At 42.2% G+C, this 22,550-nt stretch carries 17 protein-coding genes and 1 tRNA gene; 4 read left to right on the top strand and 14 right to left on the bottom strand.

Features of this window, described 5'->3' with window-relative positions; translation table 11 throughout:
* Positions 1 to 110: 110 nt before the first annotated feature.
* Entirely contained in the window at positions 111 to 935 is an 825-nt protein-coding gene (locus WCP75_RS03365; RefSeq protein WP_336276841.1) for an EipB family protein, read from the bottom strand.
* 143 nt (positions 936 to 1,078) lie between these two features.
* On the opposite strand from WCP75_RS03365, the gene WCP75_RS03360 reads away from it, so the two are divergent.
* The 4 genes from WCP75_RS03360 (at position 1,079) to WCP75_RS03345 (ending at position 5,205) form a co-directional block, all read left to right on the top strand.
* Positions 1,079 to 1,540, top strand: a complete 462-nt coding sequence (locus tag WCP75_RS03360; RefSeq protein WP_336276840.1) for a RidA family protein — start codon at positions 1,079 to 1,081, stop codon at positions 1,538 to 1,540.
* Between the two features lie 118 nt (positions 1,541 to 1,658).
* Entirely contained in the window at positions 1,659 to 2,090 is a 432-nt protein-coding gene (locus tag WCP75_RS03355; RefSeq protein ID WP_336276839.1) for an HIT family protein, read from the top strand.
* A gap of 1,397 nt (positions 2,091 to 3,487) precedes the next feature.
* The gene (locus WCP75_RS03350; protein ID WP_336276838.1) at positions 3,488 to 4,888 is read left to right on the top strand and encodes a serine hydrolase; all 1,401 of its coding nucleotides are present in this window, start codon (positions 3,488 to 3,490) and stop codon (positions 4,886 to 4,888) included.
* A gap of 32 nt (positions 4,889 to 4,920) precedes the next feature.
* Complete coding sequence (locus WCP75_RS03345; RefSeq protein WP_336276837.1) at positions 4,921 to 5,205, top strand: hypothetical protein; 285 nt, start codon at positions 4,921 to 4,923, stop codon at positions 5,203 to 5,205.
* A gap of 393 nt (positions 5,206 to 5,598) precedes the next feature.
* Here WCP75_RS03345 and WCP75_RS03340 read toward each other — a convergent pair whose 3' ends face one another.
* From WCP75_RS03340 to WCP75_RS03280, 13 genes are all read right to left on the bottom strand, one after another.
* Entirely contained in the window at positions 5,599 to 6,996 is a 1,398-nt protein-coding gene (locus WCP75_RS03340; protein WP_336276836.1) for an L-serine ammonia-lyase, read from the bottom strand.
* A gap of 18 nt (positions 6,997 to 7,014) precedes the next feature.
* The gene (locus WCP75_RS03335) at positions 7,015 to 7,248 is read right to left on the bottom strand and encodes a hypothetical protein (RefSeq protein WP_336276835.1); all 234 of its coding nucleotides are present in this window, start codon (positions 7,246 to 7,248) and stop codon (positions 7,015 to 7,017) included.
* Between the two features lie 93 nt (positions 7,249 to 7,341).
* Positions 7,342 to 8,031 (bottom strand): nitroreductase, encoded by a 690-nt coding sequence (locus WCP75_RS03330; RefSeq protein ID WP_336276834.1) that lies wholly within the window; start codon positions 8,029 to 8,031, stop codon positions 7,342 to 7,344.
* A gap of 1,814 nt (positions 8,032 to 9,845) precedes the next feature.
* Positions 9,846 to 14,057 (bottom strand): DNA-directed RNA polymerase subunit beta', encoded by a 4,212-nt coding sequence (gene rpoC / locus WCP75_RS03325; protein WP_336276833.1) that lies wholly within the window; start codon positions 14,055 to 14,057, stop codon positions 9,846 to 9,848.
* 172 nt (positions 14,058 to 14,229) lie between these two features.
* Positions 14,230 to 18,381, bottom strand: a complete 4,152-nt coding sequence (gene rpoB / locus WCP75_RS03320; RefSeq protein ID WP_336276832.1) for a DNA-directed RNA polymerase subunit beta — start codon at positions 18,379 to 18,381, stop codon at positions 14,230 to 14,232.
* Between the two features lie 296 nt (positions 18,382 to 18,677).
* Complete coding sequence (rplL, locus tag WCP75_RS03315; RefSeq protein WP_336276831.1) at positions 18,678 to 19,052, bottom strand: 50S ribosomal protein L7/L12; 375 nt, start codon at positions 19,050 to 19,052, stop codon at positions 18,678 to 18,680.
* Positions 19,053 to 19,155: 103 nt separating this feature from the next.
* Positions 19,156 to 19,674 (bottom strand): 50S ribosomal protein L10, encoded by a 519-nt coding sequence (gene rplJ, locus WCP75_RS03310; protein ID WP_336276872.1) that lies wholly within the window; start codon positions 19,672 to 19,674, stop codon positions 19,156 to 19,158.
* Positions 19,675 to 20,064: 390 nt separating this feature from the next.
* Positions 20,065 to 20,763 (bottom strand): 50S ribosomal protein L1, encoded by a 699-nt coding sequence (gene rplA, locus WCP75_RS03305; protein ID WP_336276830.1) that lies wholly within the window; start codon positions 20,761 to 20,763, stop codon positions 20,065 to 20,067.
* Between the two features lie 4 nt (positions 20,764 to 20,767).
* Positions 20,768 to 21,196, bottom strand: coding sequence for a 50S ribosomal protein L11 (gene rplK / locus WCP75_RS03300; protein ID WP_336276829.1), 429 nt, complete (start codon positions 21,194 to 21,196; stop codon positions 20,768 to 20,770).
* A 152-nt stretch (positions 21,197 to 21,348) separates the two neighbouring features.
* A complete protein-coding gene (gene nusG / locus WCP75_RS03295; RefSeq protein ID WP_336276871.1) occupies positions 21,349 to 21,879 on the bottom strand; it encodes a transcription termination/antitermination protein NusG in 531 nt (176 codons plus the stop codon).
* Between the two features lie 22 nt (positions 21,880 to 21,901).
* Positions 21,902 to 22,114, bottom strand: coding sequence for a preprotein translocase subunit SecE (secE, locus tag WCP75_RS03290; RefSeq protein WP_336276828.1), 213 nt, complete (start codon positions 22,112 to 22,114; stop codon positions 21,902 to 21,904).
* A 203-nt stretch (positions 22,115 to 22,317) separates the two neighbouring features.
* Positions 22,318 to 22,393: transfer RNA gene (locus WCP75_RS03285), tRNA-Trp, on the bottom strand.
* 41 nt (positions 22,394 to 22,434) lie between these two features.
* Positions 22,435 to 22,550, bottom strand: a 116-nt coding sequence (locus WCP75_RS03280) for an EF-Tu C-terminal domain-related protein (RefSeq protein WP_455578898.1), incomplete at its 5' end; no start/stop codon positions are given.

The raw sequence follows: 22,550 nt of genomic DNA, 5'->3' as shown, positions 1-22,550 counted from the left end.
GGATGTCAACCAGACTCTCTCCATAGACACCCAAATTCCGCGTGTGGAATAAGGCGAACATACTAGTATTTGATTCTTTTTCAAGTTATTTTACACAGTTATTGAACTATTTAACGTTCACATTGATCCAATTTTTCCCCTACATTAAACAACTCTAGGCTATTCAGCTTTGCACGCACAGCAAAAGTTCCGTAGTCTACACGAAGATCGCGCATAACACCACTTTCATGTAAAAGAAAGCTCGTGCGGTACATGGGCAACCCATCATTATTTTCCACATCATCAAAATAAGAAACTGTAACTGGCCAATACTCTTCCCCATCTAACACCCCTATTTTGATTATCTCAGAATCAAGTGGCTGAACCCTTTTCTCTCCAATAACTATGCTCTCTTTTATAACCCTATCTGCTTTATTCGTTCCATCGAATACGGTAGTATGATAAAAATTGTGTCCCGTTTTCGCATGCTGAATAATGCTCTTTAACTGCGTAACCGGGAATTCAGCCATTGAGAGCCTGTACTCTTTCTCCTGCGGTTTTTGTAGTTTGACTATAATCCCATCTTCAGTGTGCTCAGCGAATCCTTCAGCCTTATGCGCTGCATCTTGTCCGACCTGATCCATAAAGCTAAAGTGGAACGTTCGACCATCACCAGCTTCATAACTGGTAGTCTGTTGATCGGTTAGACGCTCTGGCATATCTTCAATATGGATCCGGCTGATAAAACGGAAACGCGTAGTGTACCCCTGGCACGCAGAACCAGTAAGCTCGTAAACCATTCGCCCAGTCATCCCCAAAATCGCCATTTCGTTAGAAGCGCTGTCAAGCTGAAAGTCGTAAACCGCCCTATGAGGCGCGACAAAAACGCTGCCCGCAGCCTCTGCAGATAGTAAAAAAGAAAAACCCAAAATTATTATTAAAAATGACCTAATCATTCCCAATTCCCAATTCTCCCCCACTGCATACCATCAAATAACGAAACCACAAAAGGCCAACATTCCGCTAGCCACGCATTTCCTTAAACTAAAAAATAGTTTATGCAATAGATCTATTTTAAAATAGCTACGAGGTTCAAATTATGACTCACTTTATTGAAAGTTCCCTTCAAAAATTCGGAATTACTATTCCTGAAGCAACGCAATCCATAGCAAACTATGTAACAACAGCACAAAGCGGAAACCAACTTTTTATCTCTGGACAGCTCCCTCTTTTGGATGGAAAACCAATATTGATCGGCAAAGTTGGCACAGACATTAGTGTTGAACAAGCAAAAAAATCAGCGGAAGTCTGCGCTATTAATATTCTCGCACAAATAAAAGCAGCTATCGGCGATCTTAATAAAATAAAACGAGTGGTAAAAATTACTGTTTTTGTTTCTGTTGATTCCAATTTTACAGATATTCCCCTTGTCGCCGATGGAGCTTCTAATTTACTGACTAACATTCTTGGTGAATCTGGAAAACATGCCCGTTCTGCTATTGGCGTTGCAACTCTACCTATGAACGTTCCGGTAGAAATTGAAGCAGTTGTGGAAATTTGATCCTTCATAAACGGCAATAGACCTACATAAGGCAAAGACCAAACACAAAAAGCCTCCGATTGGTAATCCACGAAACAATTGCCTTTTTATCCTAAAAGAATTCAAAGGAGATGATTGTATGAAACAAGCTTATGACAATAATAATATCTTTGCTAAATTAATTCGCAATGAAATTCCTTCTGTTCGAGTTTATGAAGATGATGATGTCATTGCATTCATGGATATTATGCCCCAAGCACCGGGACACACGCTCGTTATCCCTCGAAAAGGATCCAGGAATCTACTAGACGCAGATATTGAAACATTGTTTCCAATCATTAAAGTTGTTCACAAAATCGCAAATGCCGTAAAAACAGCCTTTCAAGCAGATGGTATAACGATTATGCAGTTTAACGAAGAAGCAAGCCAACAGACAGTGTTCCATCTCCACTTCCACGTCATACCACGCATGAAAGGAATAGAGCTCACTGCTCATAATGGTGTTGTCACACCCACAGAAATACTTGAAGAAAACGCTAAAAAAATTCGAGATGCACTTAACACATTATAATGGGACAATTTTTCTGCCTTTCCTTTTTGCCCAACATACAGCTTAGCTGATTTTAATGAACAAACATAATATTTAACAAATCGGCGTGGCGAACAGTGTGACCGTCGGAGGTTCCTTATATTTTTCAAAATTTATTTTGTGTGATCAGCATGCGGATTGTGCTGAAATCTATTGCATAAATTTCTAGAAAAGTTCCATTCATTGATAGCCTTTTAATGCGTTTTATATAATACAACAAGCCTCTACTCCCTCGAACGTTTTTCCTTCGTTTAGAGAGAAGATGATTTGGCGAAGGTAGTTAATTTAAAAAAATCCCCATCAATGAATCGTAATTCGAACAAAAAACACCCCCCCCCGCACAACCTGATTGTTATCAACCAAAGTAAAAAAGTAAAGTCGCAGATAAAGCAGTAGCGCATAACCAATCGTGAAATTTCTATACTAATAATAACAAATACCGACCGGATACACAGTGAAGATAATTTTGCGAATTCCTCCGTTACTTTACCCAGCTTGCATTTTAACCACAACAAACTTTCAAAATTATGCTGCATAATCTTCATAGACAGACAAAATTGCGGGAAAAATGCTAATCTAAAACATTTCACCTTGTTAGAATAACTAAATACAGTATCGTGATATTAAATCAACCAGTTAAACCCTCTTGCAGTCTTTCCCGGCCCGCTTGATGAGCAAGACAACTGAATCCGTATCAGACATTACCTAAAATACCCAGAAAAAAGAAAGCGTCCCGTTAAATTTCCACCGGCATCTTGCCCAAGAATGAAGACATGGCCAATTCTCTACTTCCATCCCATTATGCGTCGTAAAAAATATTTATTTCGGCATAAAAAATTCTGCAATTCTTGCAACTTTCATTTCAACCAATTTCAATCAACACAAGCTAAAATTCACCCCATCTCACTTTGACGAATATCCAATATATTGCATATCGATTTTTCCAATTTTCTGAAAAAACTACCAAAAAACAAAACTCACGTAGAGATATATCACTATTAAGTAAAAAATATAATACCGCTCCGCCCAAGCGTAAGCTCGAGCATTCATAACAGAATCATATCATCTTTCTCTCTAATTTTTGCCCTTTTCATTTTGCACATTGCAAACGCATCGGAATCGTTATGGATTTTAGTGTTGGCAGCACTTCCTGCGTATTGCGCTCCTTGTCGCCTGTAAAACACTCTGATACCACCGCAATGTGTATTTACGTGGAAGAGCTTTTCCTTTTGGTAGAACTAGATCAATATAGGGACTCGTAAAGCGGTTTCCGTAAACAAATTGGTAATATCATTCGTCTAGATTGCGCAAACGAACTGCGACAAGGGGGAGCGCCTTGGCAAAGCTTTGAAAACGAACGAGTAAATAGGATACAGCAAGTGTGTGTTGACGGCAAAAAAATTGTATACTTCTGTAAGAAGCTAGTAATTTCCTACATTGTTTTAGCCCTTTCCTGCTCCTGGGCGTCAGCCACCCCTAAGGGAGCTTATCCAGATAAATACGCGGCTATCGTTATTGATGCGAACACAGGAAAAACTTTATTTGAAGCCAATGCAACATTGAAACGTTATCCCGCATCTTTAACAAAAATGATGACGTTATATATGCTTTTTGAAGCTATGCACACAGGTCGTATAACGCCGAAAACACCAATCCCTGTTTCAAGTTACGCAGCTGCACGCCCACCGACAAAGATAGGACTCAAAGCGGGCCAGACGATTTCCGCAGAGGCAGCAGTCAAAGCGCTTATTACAAAATCAGCAAATGATGTTGCTACGGCTGTTGCGGAATATCTCAGCGGTAATGAAAAAAAATTTGCTAAGAAAATGACAGAAAAAGCCCGTAAACTTGGCATGATGCATACCCATTTCGCAAATGCTTCAGGACTTCCAGATGCGCGCAATTATTCTACAGCACGAGATATGGCTATTTTATCGTTAGCTCTTCGTAAAGATTTTCCAAAACGGTACAGACTATTTAAAACGACAAGCTTCACCTTCCACGGTCGAACCATTAGCAGCCATAATAAATTAGTCAAAATGATGAAAGGTGTCGACGGAATTAAAACAGGCTATACGCAAATGTCAGGATCTAATTTAGCCACATCCATGCGTATGAATGGACGCTCCATCGTCGCTGTCGTTATGGGAGGTAAGTCGTCCGCCGCACGTGATAATCATATGAGCAACCTATTAAGTAAATATATGCCAAAAGCAAGTCTCTCAAAAGGTGGGAACTATCTGATGGCTTCTGCGCGCTATGATTTGCCTACAGGCCTAAACGCCCCCGTGCCAATCGTTAAAGCTGATCCAACTGATCTTGATGATGAAGTCTCCACTTTGTTGACAGCACTTGCAGAGCAGCCCAAAATTTCCGACACGGCAATAGCAGCCATAAACCAAGCAATCATACCAATCCCTAACCCCCAAATAGCAGCCATAAATCAAGCAATTATACCAATCCCTAACCCTCAAAAAGCTGCGATAATAAAAGTTAAAGAGAATCATATTGTAACTGCATCTTTATCTGCGAGCACCAAATGGGCTATCCAAGTTGGTTCGCTTTCCGAAAAAAAACAAGCAAAAGCTCTACTTTTGAAAGCAGAAAATGCCGCTTCCTCGGCTTTAAAACGCACATCTTCGCACACGCAGCTATTCAAAAAGAGTGGACACCATTATTACCGCGCTCGATTTATAGGCTTCCCATCGAAAAAGGCTGCATCGAATGCTTGTTCTACTTTAAAGAAAGCAAATTTTAACTGCTATACTGTAGCCTACTGAAGATTCTTGAATTCTGCATTAAGGATAATTCCATGACATACAACGTTACTGCTTCATCCCGAGAAAAAGGGAAACTATTGAGGCAGTCATATCCCCTTTCGTTACATTCTCTTCATGATGCCGTGATAAAGTTAGCTTGCTTCAAATACACTCCCCCTGCTACGCTGAACACGCACTATCTTGTTAATCTCCTTATTTGCCAAACAACGAGAAGCCGCCGCTTAGCTATACCCCCTGTGCGCATTCACTTACGCGTTGTAAGCCAAACAGGCGATGGTGTGCCTATTAAAATCCGCTTAGGCGCGACGAATACTTAAATTCACTTGATCTTTGCAATCTGCTTTTTAATTAAAATGTTCGCGCGCCATCTTTTTGAGATATATAGTCTCATCACAACAACCTTTTCCCCTACAGTTTGTTTTATTATATTTGACCATATATTCTCGATCTCTTAACCCTAAATAGACCATTTCTTAAAATCGCTCCGACAATACTAAAAGGGAATCGCGCCCGAATATGGGTATTCCTCAACACTTTCTCGCAGCTGTAGAGGAACAAAGCGCGCTAACTAGGAACTTCAAAAAAAATATCCCTGCAAACAATTTAATAAAGAGTAGACTCTCACCCCCCTCACTCAAGCAACACAGTCGCCACTTAACCCACAGCTCAATAATAAGACACAAATCCACAAAACTAGAAATACAAAAAAATTAACAAGATATCACATTAACTGCAAGCCCAGCTTTACTCGTTTCTTTGTAGCGTTCGCTCATATCGCGTCCCGTCTGACGCATTGTCTCTATACAAGCATCAAGAGAAACAAAATGCTTTCCATTGCCGTGTAAGGCAAGAGAAGAAGCTGTCACCGCCTTAACAGCTCCCATTGCATTGCGCTCGATACAAGGAACCTGCACAAGACCCGCAACTGGATCACACGTCATTCCCAAATGATGCTCAAGAGCAATCTCCGCCGCATTTTCGATCTGAGCAGACGTCCCGCCCAAAGCCGCTGTCAACCCCGCAGCTGCCATCGAAGACGCCGCTCCAACCTCACCCTGACAACCAACTTCTGCGCCAGAAATAGAAGCATTATGCTTTATAACGCCACCAATGGCCGCTGCAGTCAGCAGAAAGTTACGTATCCCATCTTGATTTGATCCATCATTAAACTGAATATAATAACGCAAAACCGCAGGAACAACACCAGCCGCACCATTTGTCGGTGCAGTAACGACACGGCCCCCGGCTGCATTCTCCTCATTCACCGCCATAGCATAAACAGAAAGCCAGTCATTCGCCAAAAGTGGATAATTGCAATTCCGCTTCTGACTTTCTAAAAGCCTATCGTGTAATTCCTTAGCACGTCTTCGAACATGCAACTCACCCGGCAACTCACCTTCCATTGAAAGCCCTCTATCAATACAACTAACCATGGTCGAAAAAATTTTATCAAGACCAGTATCGAGGGCAGAACGTTCTATTTTTGTTTCTTCGTTTATGCGCTTCATTTCAGCGATCGACAACCCAGACTTCTCTGCCATCGACAACATATTCTTCGCAGTATCAAAAGGATAAGGCACATCAAGCGCCTCTGGCTGTGCGCCACAACCCATATGGCTTAATTCATCTTCAGTTACAACAAAACCGCCACCAATAGAATAGAAAACCCGCCGTAGAAGAACAGTTCCATCGGCATCAAGTCCCTCAAACGCGAGCCCGTTGGCATGTCCAGGTAAGGTTATCTTCCATTCAAAGATAAGATCATTACGCAAATCAAATTTATAGGCGGGATGCCCCTCAGGTTGCACCTCCTTTTCACGCTTAACCTTCTCTAGTAGCGGGCTTATACAGTCAGGATCAATAGTGGAGGCGTTTTTTCCCAAAAGCCCCAACGTAACAGCCTTATCCGTGGCGTGACCAATCCCCGTAAAAGCCAATGAACCATAAAGATAGACACGCACATGAGAAACCTTCGCAGGGGATGAACGCAACAAATTCCACTTAACAATCTCTTGCAAAAACATATTAGCAGCAACCATCGGCCCCATCGTATGCGAGCTAGAAGGACCAATACCAATCTTAAAGAGATCAAAAACAGATAAAAACAACGAACACCTCGAAATCAACTAAAAAACCAGGGTACGCGCTTCCTCACCGATTTTACTGATTGCCAAATAAATCAAAACTATATTGCCAAATAAACTAAGAAAATAACGGCAATAAACACAAATGTCGCCCGCCGCGCCACAAGCCAACATCTCTTCTCTACAGCGCTTTCCATAGCCAACCTTCGAAAAACAAACGACGCCCCCGAAAATACTATTCAGACGAGGAGAACGTAGTAAAATAAACATTAACATGCAACACCAAAATGAAACAGGAACAAAAATTCCCTACCCAACTCCTCCTATGTATCTTGAGTTGTCTTATATTCAATAGCAGTAAAAAATATTTTATGAATGAGATTCGGCAAAACGCACAAAATTTTGAATTGGTGCACGTTCAGTATCAAAATTATTTTCTGGAGCACTTGCATCACGGTAACCAAGTGCCATACCGCAAATGACGCATCGATCAAAAGGTATTGATAACAATGTGCGAATTTGTTCATGATAATTGGCAAAAGCAGCCTGTGGGCAAGTATCTAATCCGAATCCGCGCGCTGCCAGCATAATGGTCTGCATAAAAATACCCAAATCAAGCCAACTACCAATTCCCATATCACGATCCATCGTGAACAAAAACCCTACGGGTGCGCCAAAGAATGAAAAATTTCGAGCCTTTTGGCGGAGTATTTTTTCTTGCTCATCTTTCTGAATTCCAAGACTTTTATAGAGGTCTAAACCCACTTTTCGACGTCGAGAAATATAAGGCTCCCTCCACTCACGTGGATAATAATCGTATTCACGCTCTCCTTCTACACCAGACAGCGATAACTGGGAAAGCTCTCGTCCCACTCGTTCCAACACTTCTCCTGTAAGAACAATGACCTGCCAAGGCTGGATATTCGCCCCAGAAGGAGAACGCGCTGCAAGTTTTAGAATTTCTTCGACTATTTTCTGCGAAACAGGCTGATCAGTAAAAGCCCGAATCGATTTTCGCGACAAAATAGATTGAAAAATCCCCTTAGAAGAATCCACCATTTTTGTTTTCTCTCGTCATTTCTTCTCTGTAATAAAAAATAAGTCATTGCTATTTTTAATAATAATCAGTCTCAATAAAAAACCATACTGTTTTCCGCATGATATACTTTTACAAAACAAAAGACTCCCCAGCCCGCTAGCGTTATTAATCAAGTTAAAACGAACTGCCCTTCATAAAAAATGAAATGACTCTTCAAAAGTTAATACTAATATCTTAACTTAGCCAAATTTTCAAACCTCCCAATATTTTCTAAATTGTGCAAAAAGCAACGATACAAAATTTAAACAATCACCTAAAATTCCCGCTCAAATTTACTTATTAGACAACATCTTGACATTTTATTGCCACATTGGAGTGCACAATTCCGCCACTAATTGCGAATTATTTGTGAAAATGGCGTTGAATTGGACACCTAAAGAATTTATTGAAAAATTTATTTCTTTTGATCTAAGAATGAAGTCTTCTCTTTTTTGCAAAAACTCTTTGGGTTTTTTTGTTTTTTCAGTTCCGCGTCACCGCCCCCCGGTCTTTACAATATAGTGAAGCAGATTGGGGATTTCTTTTGAACACTTTTTTGTGTCACTGGACTTTATCTAGTTTTGATTACACACCGCTTTGAATTCCTCGACCCATTCATTATCTTCCCTTAAATATAGCCTGGAATTATAAGACTTATAAAAACCGCTAGCACGGACTGGTAGTTTTCTTTTTTATATCTATAGAGTACCTAGAAGTGAAAATAATTGTATTAAAACTCTCACTGCGGTACAAGATGACACCCGAACGACATCTCCATTATCCAAGAGCAAATAAAAATCATTAGTAGATTCACTGTTTTTCTTCACAAACAGAGAAGTTTTGTTGTTCTGTAAGATAGTACAAATTACATCAGCAGCACATTGATCTTTAGAAATCTTTTCACGACCATCTATCGCTTAGTGCAAAGCTCTGCAATCAGTCATCTCTTCATTGAATAACTCTGCTTCACTCAATTTCACAACAACCACATCTGCAAAAGAAACTATTTTTAGTTTGTTTTTATTTATTCTAATGACTCTCTTACCAATAATAACACCATTTTAAAAGGTAAACTTCCGATTTCATTTTTCATCAAACAATCCACTGCCCCCCTTCTACATCATCCATTGTGAAATTAAAAAATTTTGAAGTTAACTGAAAATTATAAGCCGTTAATGTACCGGTCACAGATTTATGATTCACAACTTTTGTTAAAAGTTTCTTTTGACATTCTATACAAAGGGAAATTTAAAAAATCCCCCCCAAGTACATTTTAAGCATAATGCACTGATCATCGAGAAGTTTATATCTCTTTTATTTCTTTAACTTGGTAAAATATTATGATAACGATAAGTATAAAATCCCTTTATCATATACACACACCCTGTATTTCTTCTACATTCCGCAAGAAATAACTCCGCCATCAAAAAATATTTCGGCTATTTCACTATTTTTTTCTTACCACTTTAAAAGAACACCAATTAACTAAAAAAATCTCTTAAAGATATCGAGTAACCGCTTCTCAAATAACCCACCATTCTCCCTCATAATAAAGTCAACCGATACACTCCGCTTGTTCCACTCGCTTTTTCTAATTTGAGTACATTTAAAACAGACCCCACCCTAGCTTCACGAATAAAAGACTCTATCCGAAGAATAAATGCTAAACACACAAAAATACCCCCCCCTTTTGAACCGTAGCATACCACTCCAACAGACCCCCCCATAACCTAAAACCAATAGGACACCTGATTTTATACTCATACATCCTAGCAGTAGTTTGTACGCATTCAAATTATTTAGCTACAACATCAGTCGCCATATTCGTCAGCATAGCCTTAGCCGCTCCTTCATTGTTGGACTTATACCGCTCGTCTACAATCAAATCGTCACGCACTGAAGCAATACGACGAATCTGAGCGATCGTACCACCCGTACCTGCAGGAATGAGACGACCGACAATAACATTTTCTTTAAGTCCCTGCAGAGTATCAATTTTCCCAGAAACCGCTGCCTCGGTAAGCACTCGAGTTGTTTCCTGAAATGACGCAGCGGAAATAAACGACGGCGTTTGAAGAGACGCCTTTGTAATTCCAAGAAGAATGGGATTACCAGACGCAGGCTTCTTGCCTTCGGAAACCAAATTATCATTGATTTCATCTAATTCAATACGATCAACATGATCGCCTGGAATATAACCAGAATCCCCAGATTCAGTGATCTCAACTTTTTGCAACATTTGACGAACAATAACTTCAATGTGCTTATCATTAATTAAAACACCCTGCAAACGATAAACTTCCTGAATTTCATTAACAAGATAAGACGCCAACGCCTCAACACCCTTAATTGCCAAAATATCATGAGGCGCCGGATTACCATCGAGGATATAATCCCCCTTTTCAATTTGATCACCTTCCTGAAAATGAAACAACTTGCCCTTTGGAATCAAGTATTCCACTTGCTCAAGGGATTTATCATTTGGCTCAATAATGATACGGCGCTTATTTTTATAACCACGACCAAACCGTATCGTACCACTAATTTCAGAAATAATAGCGTGATCTTTTGGATGCCTCGCTTCAAAAAGCTCAGCTACACGTGGCAAACCACCTGTGATATCTTTTGTTTTAGCACTCTCCATAGGTAAACGAGCAATAACATCCCCTGCTTTCACACGAGCACCCAATTCCACAGAAAGAATAGTATCCACCGACATCATATACCGAGCTTCACCCCCTTTATATAACCTGGCTACAACCCCATTCTTTTCATCCGTGTGGATAACAATAGCCGGTTTCAGCTCGGAACCACGTGGATTAGCCCGCCAATCAACAACCAAACGCTTTGTGATACCCGTAGACTCATCCGCCGTCTCTGTAACCGATAAACCGTCAATCATATCTTCAAAGCCGACATAGCCATCAACTTCGGTCAAAACAGGACGCGTATAAGGATCCCATTCTGCTATACGCTGACCACGTTTAACAACATCACCATCATCAACAAAAATATGCGCACCGTAGCTGACACGGTGTACAATGCACTCTTTCCCAGTTTCATCTTTGATAACTACGGCTACATTGCGCCCCATAACGACCGAACGACCCTCTGAATTGCGAACAACATTGCGATTACGAATCTCCACCGTACCTTCATAAGATGCCTCTAAATACGATGAGTCAACAACTTGGGCAGTTCCACCTAAGTGAAAAGTACGCATAGTGAGCTGAGTCCCTGGCTCGCCAATAGACTGAGCTGCAATAACACCAACAGCTTCACCTTGATTAACCGGTGTTCCACGCGCCAAATCGCGACCGTAACACTTAGCACAAACACCAAGACGCGTTTCACATGTTAAAGCAGAGCGAATTTGAACAGATTGAATCCCAGCTTCCTCAATCTTAATAACATCAGCCTCCTCAATCATTGCACCACCCTCAAGAATAACCTCTCCAGAAACTGGGTGCAAAATATCAGTAAGCGCCGTACGACCGAGAATTCTCTGACCAAGAGAGGCAACAATCTGCCCGGCGTCAACAATCGGCTGAATAGTCAAACCCTTGGCAGTGCCACAATCAACAGCTGAAATAATAGCATCCTGAGCGACGTCAACGAGACGCCGTGTTAAATAACCAGAGTTAGCGGTCTTTAACGCAGTATCAGCAAGCCCCTTACGTGCACCATGAGTCGAGTTAAAATACTCATTAACAGTTAGCCCCTCCTTAAAGTTTGAAATAATCGGCGTTTCAATGATCTCACCCGAAGGCTTTGCCATCAACCCACGCATACCAGCCAACTGCTTCATCTGATTAGCAGAACCACGCGCCCCAGAATGCGACATCATGTAGATCGAATTCATCTGCCGTTGACGGCCCGTCTTAGGATCAAACCCAACAGCCTGAATACGCTTCATCATTTCATACGCAACACGATCAGTACATTTTCCCCAAGCATCCACAACCTTATTATATTTTTCACCCTGCGTAATCAAACCGTCATTATATTGTTGCTCATATTCTTTGGCCAACGCTTCTGTTTCAGCAACCAAACGCGATTTACTATCGGGAATAACCATGTCATCTTTACCAAAAGAAATTCCAGCACGACAAGCGTGAGAAAAACCAAGCTGCATGATGCGATCACAAAAAATAACAGTCTCCTTCTGCCCACAATGCCTATAAACCTGATCAATCATTTTGGAAATATTCTTCTTAGTCATCTCTTGATTAACAATATCAAAAGAAATATTCCGATTTTTTGGCAAAAGCTCGCCAATTATCAAGCGGCCAGGCGTCGTATCATAAAGCTTAGGAACCTCTTTTCCTTCTTCATCAATGTTCTTAAAACGACCCTTGATCCTTGTATGGAGGGTTATCACTTTATTTTCCAAAGCATGGTGCAGTTCTCCCATATCAGAAAATGCCATTCCCTCGCCTGGCTCTTTCTCAAAGACAATTGAAAGATAGTAAAGGCCAAGAACCATATCCTGTGACGGCACAATGATCGGTGCACCATTAGCTGGATGAAGAATATTATTAGTGGACATCATCAAAACGCGTGCTTCAAGCTGTGCCTCAAGAGAAAGGGGGATATGAACCGCCATCTGGTCACCATCAAAATCTGCATTAAAAGCAGTACAGACTAACGGATGAAGCTGTATAGCCTTTCCTTCAATCAAAATAGGCTCGAAAGCCTGTATCCCTAAACGGTGCAACGTCGGCGCACGATTTAACAAAACGGGATGCTCGCGGATAACCTCATCTAAAATATCCCAAACCTCTGGATGCTCTTTTTCAACGAGCTTTTTTGCCTGCTTTACAGTTGACGAATAACCCTTTGCATCAAGCCGCGCATAAATAAATGGCTTAAACAATTCAAGAGCCATCTTTTTGGGAAGACCACATTGGTGCAGTTTTAATTCAGGACCCGTAACGATAACAGAACGACCCGAATAATCGACGCGTTTACCAAGCAAATTCTGACGGAAACGCCCCTGCTTTCCTTTCAACATATCCGAAAGTGATTTCAGAGGACGCTTGTTTGCTCCAGTAATCATGCGCCCACGACGGCCGTTATCAAACAACGCATCAACGGCCTCCTGCACCATACGCTTTTCATTACGAACGATAATCCCAGGAGCGCGTAATTCAATCAACCGTTTTAATCGATTATTACGATTTATAACCCGTCTGTAAAGATCGTTTAAATCCGATGTCGCAAAACGCCCACCATCAAGCGGAACCAACGGACGTAAATCCGGCGGAATAACCGGAATCGTCTTCATAATCATCCACTCTGGTCTGTTACCAGACTCAAGAAAATTCTCGACAATCTTTAGCCGCTTAATCAGTTTTTTCTGTTTTAATTCCGAAGTTGTTTCAGACAATTCAACACGCAAATCATTCGCCGTTTTCTCCAACTCCATGCCAGCCAAAAGCTCATAAATAGCTTCAGCACCAATCATAGCCGTAAACTGATCCTCTCCAAACTCATCAACAGCAAGCATATACTCCTCTTCAGAAAGAAGCTGATGCAACTTGAGAGACGTCAAACCCGGTTCAGTCACGATATAATTTTCAAAATAGAGAACACGCTCTATATCCTTTAAAGTTAGATCCAAAAGAGTAGAAATACGACCAGGCAAAGATTTAAGAAACCAAATATGAGCAACCGGAGCTGCAAGCTCAATATGCCCCATACGCTCACGACGTACGCGGGAGAGGGTGACTTCTACACCACACTTTTCGCATATAATACCCTTGTACTTCATGCGCTTATACTTGCCACAAAGGCACTCATAATCTTTAATCGGACCAAATATACGTGCGCAGAAAAGACCATCACGCTCTGGCTTAAAAGTCCTATAATTAATTGTCTCAGGTTTCTTGATTTCACCGTATGACCAAGACAAAATCTTCTCAGGACTCGCTATTGAAATACGAATAGAGTCAAATGTCTGCGCCGATGTCTGAGGATTGAAAAGATTCATGACCTCATGGTTCATGCCGTTCTCCTTCAAAGATTCTTAGAACCCATTATAAAGTTCCCTAATTTCACTACAGACACCGACTCAAAAGCTGTTTCCACTTTCAAAACTGCCTGTTCCATTCCAATAGAAGTTTCTTTTTTAATTTCCCCGAACAACCAGAACGCACCCCCCCAATGCGCTCCATAAATCACTGCTCTACCGTATCAGATGACGCCCGCTGAGCAATAAGTTCACGTGCATCATCAAGTTCGACATCAAGAGCAAGCGAACGCATTTCTTTCACCAACACATTAAAGCTCTCAGGTATACCAGCCTCAAACGTATCGTCACCGCGTACAATTGCCTCATAAACTTTCGTCCGTCCAGCCACATCATCCGATTTAACCGTTAACATTTCTTGCAAAGTGTACGCAGCACCATACGCTTCAAGCGCCCAGACCTCCATTTCACCAAAACGCTGACCGCCAAATTGCGCCTTACCGCCTAACGGCTGTTGCGTAACAAGTGAGTAAGGACCGATTGAACGAGCGTGAATCTTATCGTCAACAAGATGATGCAATTTGAGCATATAAATATACCCCACTGTCACCGGACGATCAAAAGGCTCCCCAGTACGTCCATCATAAAGCGTGACCTGTCCCGAACTATCCAGGCCTGCATCCTCCAACATCGTGTTAATATCAACTTCGTGGGCTCCATCAAAGACAGGTGTAGCTACAGATACTCCCTTCTTCATCTGCAATGCCAACTTGTAGAGACTCTCATTATCATACTGACGCACCGGCTCATTACGATCATTATCGGGGATAAAATCCTCAATACGCTGACGTAAAGGAAGTATATCTCCGGTTTCTTTATAAAAATTCACCAAATCGCCAATTTTTTTACCCATACCCGCACAAGCCCAGCCAAGATGCGTCTCAAGAATTTGACCAACATTCATACGGCTAGGCACACCGAGCGGATTCAACACAATGTCAGCATGCGTCCCATCTTCAAGAAAAGGCATATCTTCTATCGGAAGAATACGCGACACAACACCCTTATTCCCGTGCCGTCCCGCCATCTTATCGCCTGGTTGAATTTTGCGCTTCACAGCCACAAAAACCTTCACCATCTTCATGACACCAGGGGGCATCTCATCGCCTCTTTGGACTTTCTCAACCTTATCCATAAAACGACGCTGCAAAGCTTCTTTTGACTCATCATATTGCTTACGTAAAGCTTCAATTTCATTCTGAAGCTTTTCATCTTCAACAGCAAACTGCCACCATTGCGAGCGTGGATAATGCCCCATAACTGCACTGTCGAGTTTCTCACCTCTTGAAAACCCCTTTGGGCCCTCTACAGCAAACTTACCAGCTAACATATCCGCAAGACGCGCATAAACATTACGATCAAGGATTGACTGTTCATCATCACGGTCCTTAGCCAAACGCTCAATCTCTTCACGCTCGATTGCCATCGCCCGCTCATCTTTTCCAACACCATGACGATTAAAAACACGAACTTCAACAACAGTCCCAAAAGTCCCAGGCGGCATTCGCATAGAAGTATCACGGACATCTGAAGCCTTTTCTCCAAATATCGCACGCAGAAGCTTTTCTTCTGGAGTCATAGGACTTTCACCTTTTGGTGTGATCTTGCCAACCAGGATATCACCGGGCTGAACTTCAGCTCCAATATAAACAATACCAGCTTCATCAAGATTTCTTAACGCCTCTTCCGCAACATTAGGAATATCACGCGTAATTTCTTCTGGACCCAGCTTTGTATCACGTGCAGCAACTTCAAATTCTTCGATATGAATCGAAGTAAAAACATCATCAGCAACTATGCGTTCAGAAAGCAAGATAGAATCTTCATAATTGTAACCATTCCAAGGCATAAACGCCACAAGAACATTCCATCCGAGAGCTAAATCACCAAGATCCGTAGACGGACCATCCGCGATGATATCCCCCTTTTCTATTCGATCACCAACATGCACAAGGGGACGCTGATTGATACAAGTAGATTGATTAGAACGCTGAAATTTTTGTAAACGATAAATATCAACACCGGACTTCGAAGGATCCAAATCTTCTGTAGCACGAATAACAATACGCGTCGCATCAACCTGATCAACAACCCCCCCACGCTTCGCAACAATTGCAGCCCCAGAATCGCGAGCAACCACAGATTCCATTCCTGTCCCTACAAATGGCGCCTCAGTCCGCACAAGCGGCACCGCCTGACGCTGCATATTCGACCCCATCAGCGCACGGTTAGCATCATCATTTTCCAAAAATGGAATGAGAGCAGCAGCAACTGAAACTAACTGCTTTGGCGAAACATCCATCAAATCAATATGACTTCGCGGAGCCATCAAAACTTCACCTGAATGACGGCAAACAACAAACTCTTCTGTAAAACGCCCCTCAGAATCCAACGAAGAATTCGCCTGTGCAACGTAGTGCTTTGACTCTTCCATAGCAGAAAGATAAACAACTTCCGTCGTTACCTTACCATCAATAATTTTGCGATACGGACTCTCAATAAAGCCATATTTATTAACCCGCGCAAACGTCGCCAAAGAATTAATAAGGCCAATATTCGGACCCTCCGGAGTTTCGATAGGACAAATACGACCGTAATGTGTAGGATGCACATCACGAACTTCAAAACCCGCACGCTCACGAGTTAGACCACCCGGACCAAGAGCAGAAAGACGACGTTTATGAGTAATTTCCGATAATGGATTAGTTTGATCCATAAACTGAGATAATTGTGAAGAGCCAAAAAATTCGCGAACAGCCGCTGCTGCCGGCTTCGCATTGATCAAATCTTGTGGCATAACAGTGTCAATTTCAACCGATGACATACGCTCTTTTATTGCGCGCTCCATGCGAAGCAAACCAATGCGATATTGATTTTCCATCAACTCTCCAACCGATCGAACGCGACGATTGCCAAGATTATCAATGTCATCGATCTCACCACGACCATCACGCAGCTCAACCAACATCTTAACAACAGCAAGAATATCTTCTTGACGCAGAATACGAACCGTATCTGGACAATCAATGTCCATGCGTAAATTCATTTTTACACGTCCAACAGCCGAAAGATCATAACGCTCAGGATCAAAAAATAACGAACGGAACATGGCTTCCGCTGTATCCATCGTCGGCGGCTCCCCTGGACGCATCACCCGATAAATATCAAACAACGCATCCTGCCGACTTTCATTTTTGTCTACTTTTAAGGTGTTGCGAATATACGCCCCAATATTCATGTGATCAATGTCAAGAATATTAATTTGATCAGCACCGACCTCAGACAAAACTTTCAGCGTTTTTTCATCAATTTCATCACCAGCTTCGAGATAAATCTCACCTGTCTGATAATTAACTATATCCTCCGCCAAATAAGACCCTAATAAATCATCTTCACTAATCTTAACCGCCTTCAGCCCCTTCTCCGCCAAAGACTTTGCAGTACGAACCGTTAACTTTTTACCAGCTTCAGCAACTACCTCACCACTATCTGCATCTACTAGATCAGAAACGAGCATCATCCCCTTAAACCGGTCAACAGAATAAGGGATGCGCCAACCATCTCCATCCCTTTCATAAGAAACCTTGTTATAAAAAGTGGACAGAATATCTGACGCATCCATACCCAAAGCCATCAATAGGCTTGTAACAGGAATCTTACGCCGCCTATCAATGCGAGCGTAAATAACATCTTTGGCGTCAAACTCTATATCAAGCCACGATCCACGATACGGAATCACACGCGCAGCAAAAAGCAGCTTCCCCGAAGAATGCGACTTCCCTTTATCATGATCAAAAAAGACTCCTGGAGAACGATGCATTTGTGAAACAATAACACGCTCAGTACCATTAACGATAAAGGTTCCATTCGTCGTCATTAAGGGCATATCACCCATATAGACGCCCTGCTCCTTAATATCTTTAATATCCTTTGAACCTGTATCTTCATCGACATCAAAAACAATCAGCCGCAGTATCACCTTTAATGGCGCTGCATAAGTCAAATCGCGCTGACGACATTCTTCAACATCAAACTTCGGCAAATCAAACTCGTAGCCAACAAATTCAAGCATGGCCGTACCAGAAAAATCTGAAATAGGAAATACCGATTTAAAGACAGCTTGCAAGCCTTCATTTGGACGGCCACCTTTCGGTTCCTCAATCATAAGAAACTGATCGTATGACGCCTTTTGAACCTCAATAAGATTCGGCATTTCCGCCACTTCAGGAATTTTACCAAAAAACTTACGTACGCGCCTACGGCCATTGAATTGAGATGTCATCGCCGGGGTCTGAGCCATTGTCGCTCCTCGATCTTTACCCTTCAAGGCAAACTCAACCTCGAAGGCTTTACATCATTAACCTGCACAATCAACCTACATATGCAGACCAGTTCACTTAATGCCCGTTAAGAGCACCATCAAAACACCTTACCAATACCTATCACCCACTTAACTCGAGATACGGCAGATAGATACTAAAACAAAAACTCACACCCAAAACAATTCTCGTACGCTGGGGGGGGAGTTTTACCGACCTCGTTCTCTTTTCTAAAAAGAAAGAGAATGGCGAACACAAATGCCCGCCAGTGATAATTTTACTTAAGCTCAACCTTTGCACCAGCTGCTTCAAGTTGAGACTTAATCTTTTCTGCTTCATCCTTAGATGCGCCTTCTTTAACAGGCTTCGGAGCTCCTTCAACGAGATCCTTAGCCTCTTTAAGGCCAAGCCCCGTAAGAGCACGTACCTCTTTAATAACGTTAATTTTCTGAGCTCCACCCTCAACAAGAATGACATCGAACTCCGTCTTCTCTTCAACGACCGGAGCACCACCAGCACCACCAACAGCAGCAACCGCAACAGGAGCAGCAGCCGAAACTCCCCATTTTTCTTCAAGTAACTTAGAAAGCTCTGCAGCTTCCAAAAGAGTCAAATTAGAAAGATCTTCCACGATCTTTGCTAGATCAGCCATTTTTAAATTCCTTCAATTAAAAAGTTTGAACCATCACTTAAAATTCATCCGAAAAAACAGGAAAGCACCGAGGCCCTCCCATTCACATGAACACAAAACAACCTTAAGCCGCCCTATCCTCCCGGGCATACGCACCAATAACACGCGCAACCTGACCAGCAGGCGCATTAACAATCTGAGCAACACGAGTTGCGGGAGTAGAAATCATACCCACAAGCTTCGCCCGCAATTCATTTAATGACGGCAATGAAGCCAAAGACTTCACGGCATCTACACTCAAATTGATCGCACCCATTGAACCACCAAGAATCACAAATCGATCATTATTCTTCGCAAATTCAACAGCAACTTTTGGCGCCGTAACTGGATCTTCTGAATAAGCAATGAGAGTTTGTCCGGTAAACAAATTCACTATTGATTCAGATCCTGTGCCCTGAAGAGCAATTTTAGCAAGACGGTTTTTGGCGACTCTAACAGCACCACCAGCTTCTCCCATTCTCGAGCGAAGATCGCTCATCTGAGAAACTGTCAGGCCAGAATAATGCGCAACAATGATAGAACCAGACTTCTTGAAAGCCTCATTCAACCACGTAACAAACTCGCGTTTTTCCGCTCTATTCACTACATCTCTCCGTTTAACGGATTTGCCTAAAACAAACCCGCTGGTTACCTTTAATAGCATAAAATACCTTACACCTAATAGCATAAAATACTTCACACCATCGACGAGGATCCTGTCCCCTTTTTCACGAATAACGATCAAAGGCAACCCTGGCTCAAACCCTTTAAGTTTTCTAACTCTACAGCTTTTACCCAGTCTCATGCAGGAACTTTTATTAAGACACTCAACGCATCACCCACAATCTCGGACAGGACATTCCGGAATCCCTCCCGGAACAATCTAAGCTCAATAAAGCCCAGATAGCAAGACATCGATCAAAACCGACACCCAAAAATATAATTCAATAATACTCACACACCCAAAAAAAACAAAACCACAAACCTACCAAGCCTATTCCGAACGAACCGTAGCAGGATCAACCTTAACTCCAACACCCATCGTTGAAGAAACTGAAACACGCCTGACATACTCACCTTTTGCACCTTGCGGCTTAGCCTTAACAACCGCACTAGCGAGAGCTTTAATATTCTCAACTATTTCCTCGACCCCGAAAGAGGCTTTACCTATCCCAGCATGAACAATACCAGCCTTCTCAACACGAAACTCAACAGCACCACCCTTGGAAGCTTTAACCGCACCAGCGACATCAAGCGCTACGGTCCCAACTTTCGGATTCGGCATCAAACTCCGCGGACCAAGAATCTTACCAAGACGACCAACGAGTGGCATCATATCTGGAGTCGCAATACAACGATCAAAATTAATCACACCGCTGCTAATACTCTCAAATAAATCTTCCGCTCCCACGATATCTGCACCGGCAGATTCAGCTTCCCTGGCTTTATCTCCACGCGCAAAAACGGCAACACGAACATTTCGTCCAGTCCCATTAGGTAGATGAGCGACGCCCCGAACCATTTGATCTGCATGACGAGGATCAACCCCCAAATTCATTGAAACTTCAATCGTCTCATCAAATTTAGCAACTGCACGCTCTTTAACCATAGTGACAGCATCCGCCAAAGCATAAAGCTTATCAAACTCAACACCTTCACGAATATTTTTTATCCTTTTCGCAATTCTTCCCATAACATTAGCCCACAACTTCCAGACCCATAGAGCGAGCAGAGCCTTCAACCATACGCATTGCCGCCTCAATATCATTTGCATTAAGATCTTTCATCTTCATTTCCGCAATCGAATGAATTTTATCACGAGAAATCTTACCCACAAAAACCTTCCCAGGCTCTTTTGAGCCAGATTTTAAATCCGCTCCCCTCTTCAACAAAAACGACACAGGAGGAGTTTTTAAAGAAAACGTAAAAGACTTATCCTGATAATAAGTTATAATCACAGGAACCGGCGAACCCTTCTCAACATCCTGCGTAGCCGCATTAAACGCCTTACAAAACTCCATAATGTTTATACCGCGCTGACCAAGAGCAGGACCGATAGGTGGAGACGGAGTAGCAGAACCCGCAGGAACCTGCAATTTTAGTTGACCTATAATTTTCTTTGCCATAACAATTCGCCCTTATTTATTAATGCACCGGCAATCCGCTTCACCAACTACCCACTGCAGCTGCACAACCCCGATCACAAAAACCAACAAAAAAAAACACACTCACCTCCCGCGGTGTCACCAAAAAAAATGATTAAATCACCCCAAACAAATCATAGCTTCTCAACCTGACTAAACTCCAAATCAACAGGCGTAGGACGTCCAAAAATCAGTACCTCAACCTTAAGGCGAGAACGCTCCTCTTCAACCTCTTGAACGACACCATTAAACGAAACAAAAGGACCATCAGCAACACGAACCTGCTCACCAACCTCAAACAGCACAGAAGATTTTGGAGATTCGACACCTTCCTGAACTTGCCTGAGGATCTGCTCAGCTTCTTGATCGGAAATAGGAATAGGACGTGAATCAGAACCCAAAAAACCCGTCACCTTCGGAGTACTTTTAATGAGGTGATAAACTTCATCCGTTAATTCAACACGAAGCAGGACATAGCCAGGAAAAAACTTACGCTCACCATCAACCCTTCGACCACGGCGCACCTCAACAACACGCTCAGTCGGAACAAGAATCTTCTCGAAAAGATGATCAAGGCCCTTCTGCCTCGCCTCCTTGGCTATAGCCTCTGCTACCTTCTTCTCAAAATTTGAATAGGCCTGAACGATATACCAACGAGCAACCACGATCACACTTCCCTGCATTACATCAACTAAAAAAATACTTCAGAAGATCAATACCCTGCCACATAACAAAATGTATAACCTGATCCACAACAAAAAAGAAAGCCGAAGCCAACGCGGTCACCAACAACACCATAAAAGTAGAAACTACAGTCTCGCGACGTGTAGGCCACTTCACTTTAGCTGTCTCTGCATAAACTTGCTTAAAAAAGGAAATCGGATTGGTTTTAAACGCCATCAGTCACACTATACTCTTTTTTTAATCCCACCGTGATCAACACAACAAACAGAGAAAACAAAAATACAAAAAAAACAATCTCCAACCTCATGTGACTCCATCACCCCCTATCCAATAACGATTCACACACAAAAAAACAAGCCCCATAGAAAAAAAAGCGAAAGAAGCAACCATTTCATCTTTCACCAAAAAAAACCGACACTTGGCAGGGGCAGCAGGGTTCGAACCCGCGACCTGCGGTTTTGGAGACCGCCGCTCTACCAACTGAGCTATACCCCTATTTCACAAAACATCCCAGATACAGACCCAAAAAACCATTACTACTCAATAATTTTAGAAACGATACCTGCACCGACAGTACGACCACCTTCACGAATAGCAAAACGCAATTTTTCTTCCATTGCAATCGGAACAATCAAAGAAACATCCATAGCAA

The sequence above is a fragment of the Bartonella numerosa genome (assembly GCF_037070845.1).
Classification (GTDB): domain Bacteria; phylum Pseudomonadota; class Alphaproteobacteria; order Rhizobiales; family Rhizobiaceae; genus Bartonella.
The sequence above is the reverse complement of the archived record's forward strand: the minus strand, read 5'-3'. Positions and strand labels throughout refer to the sequence as shown.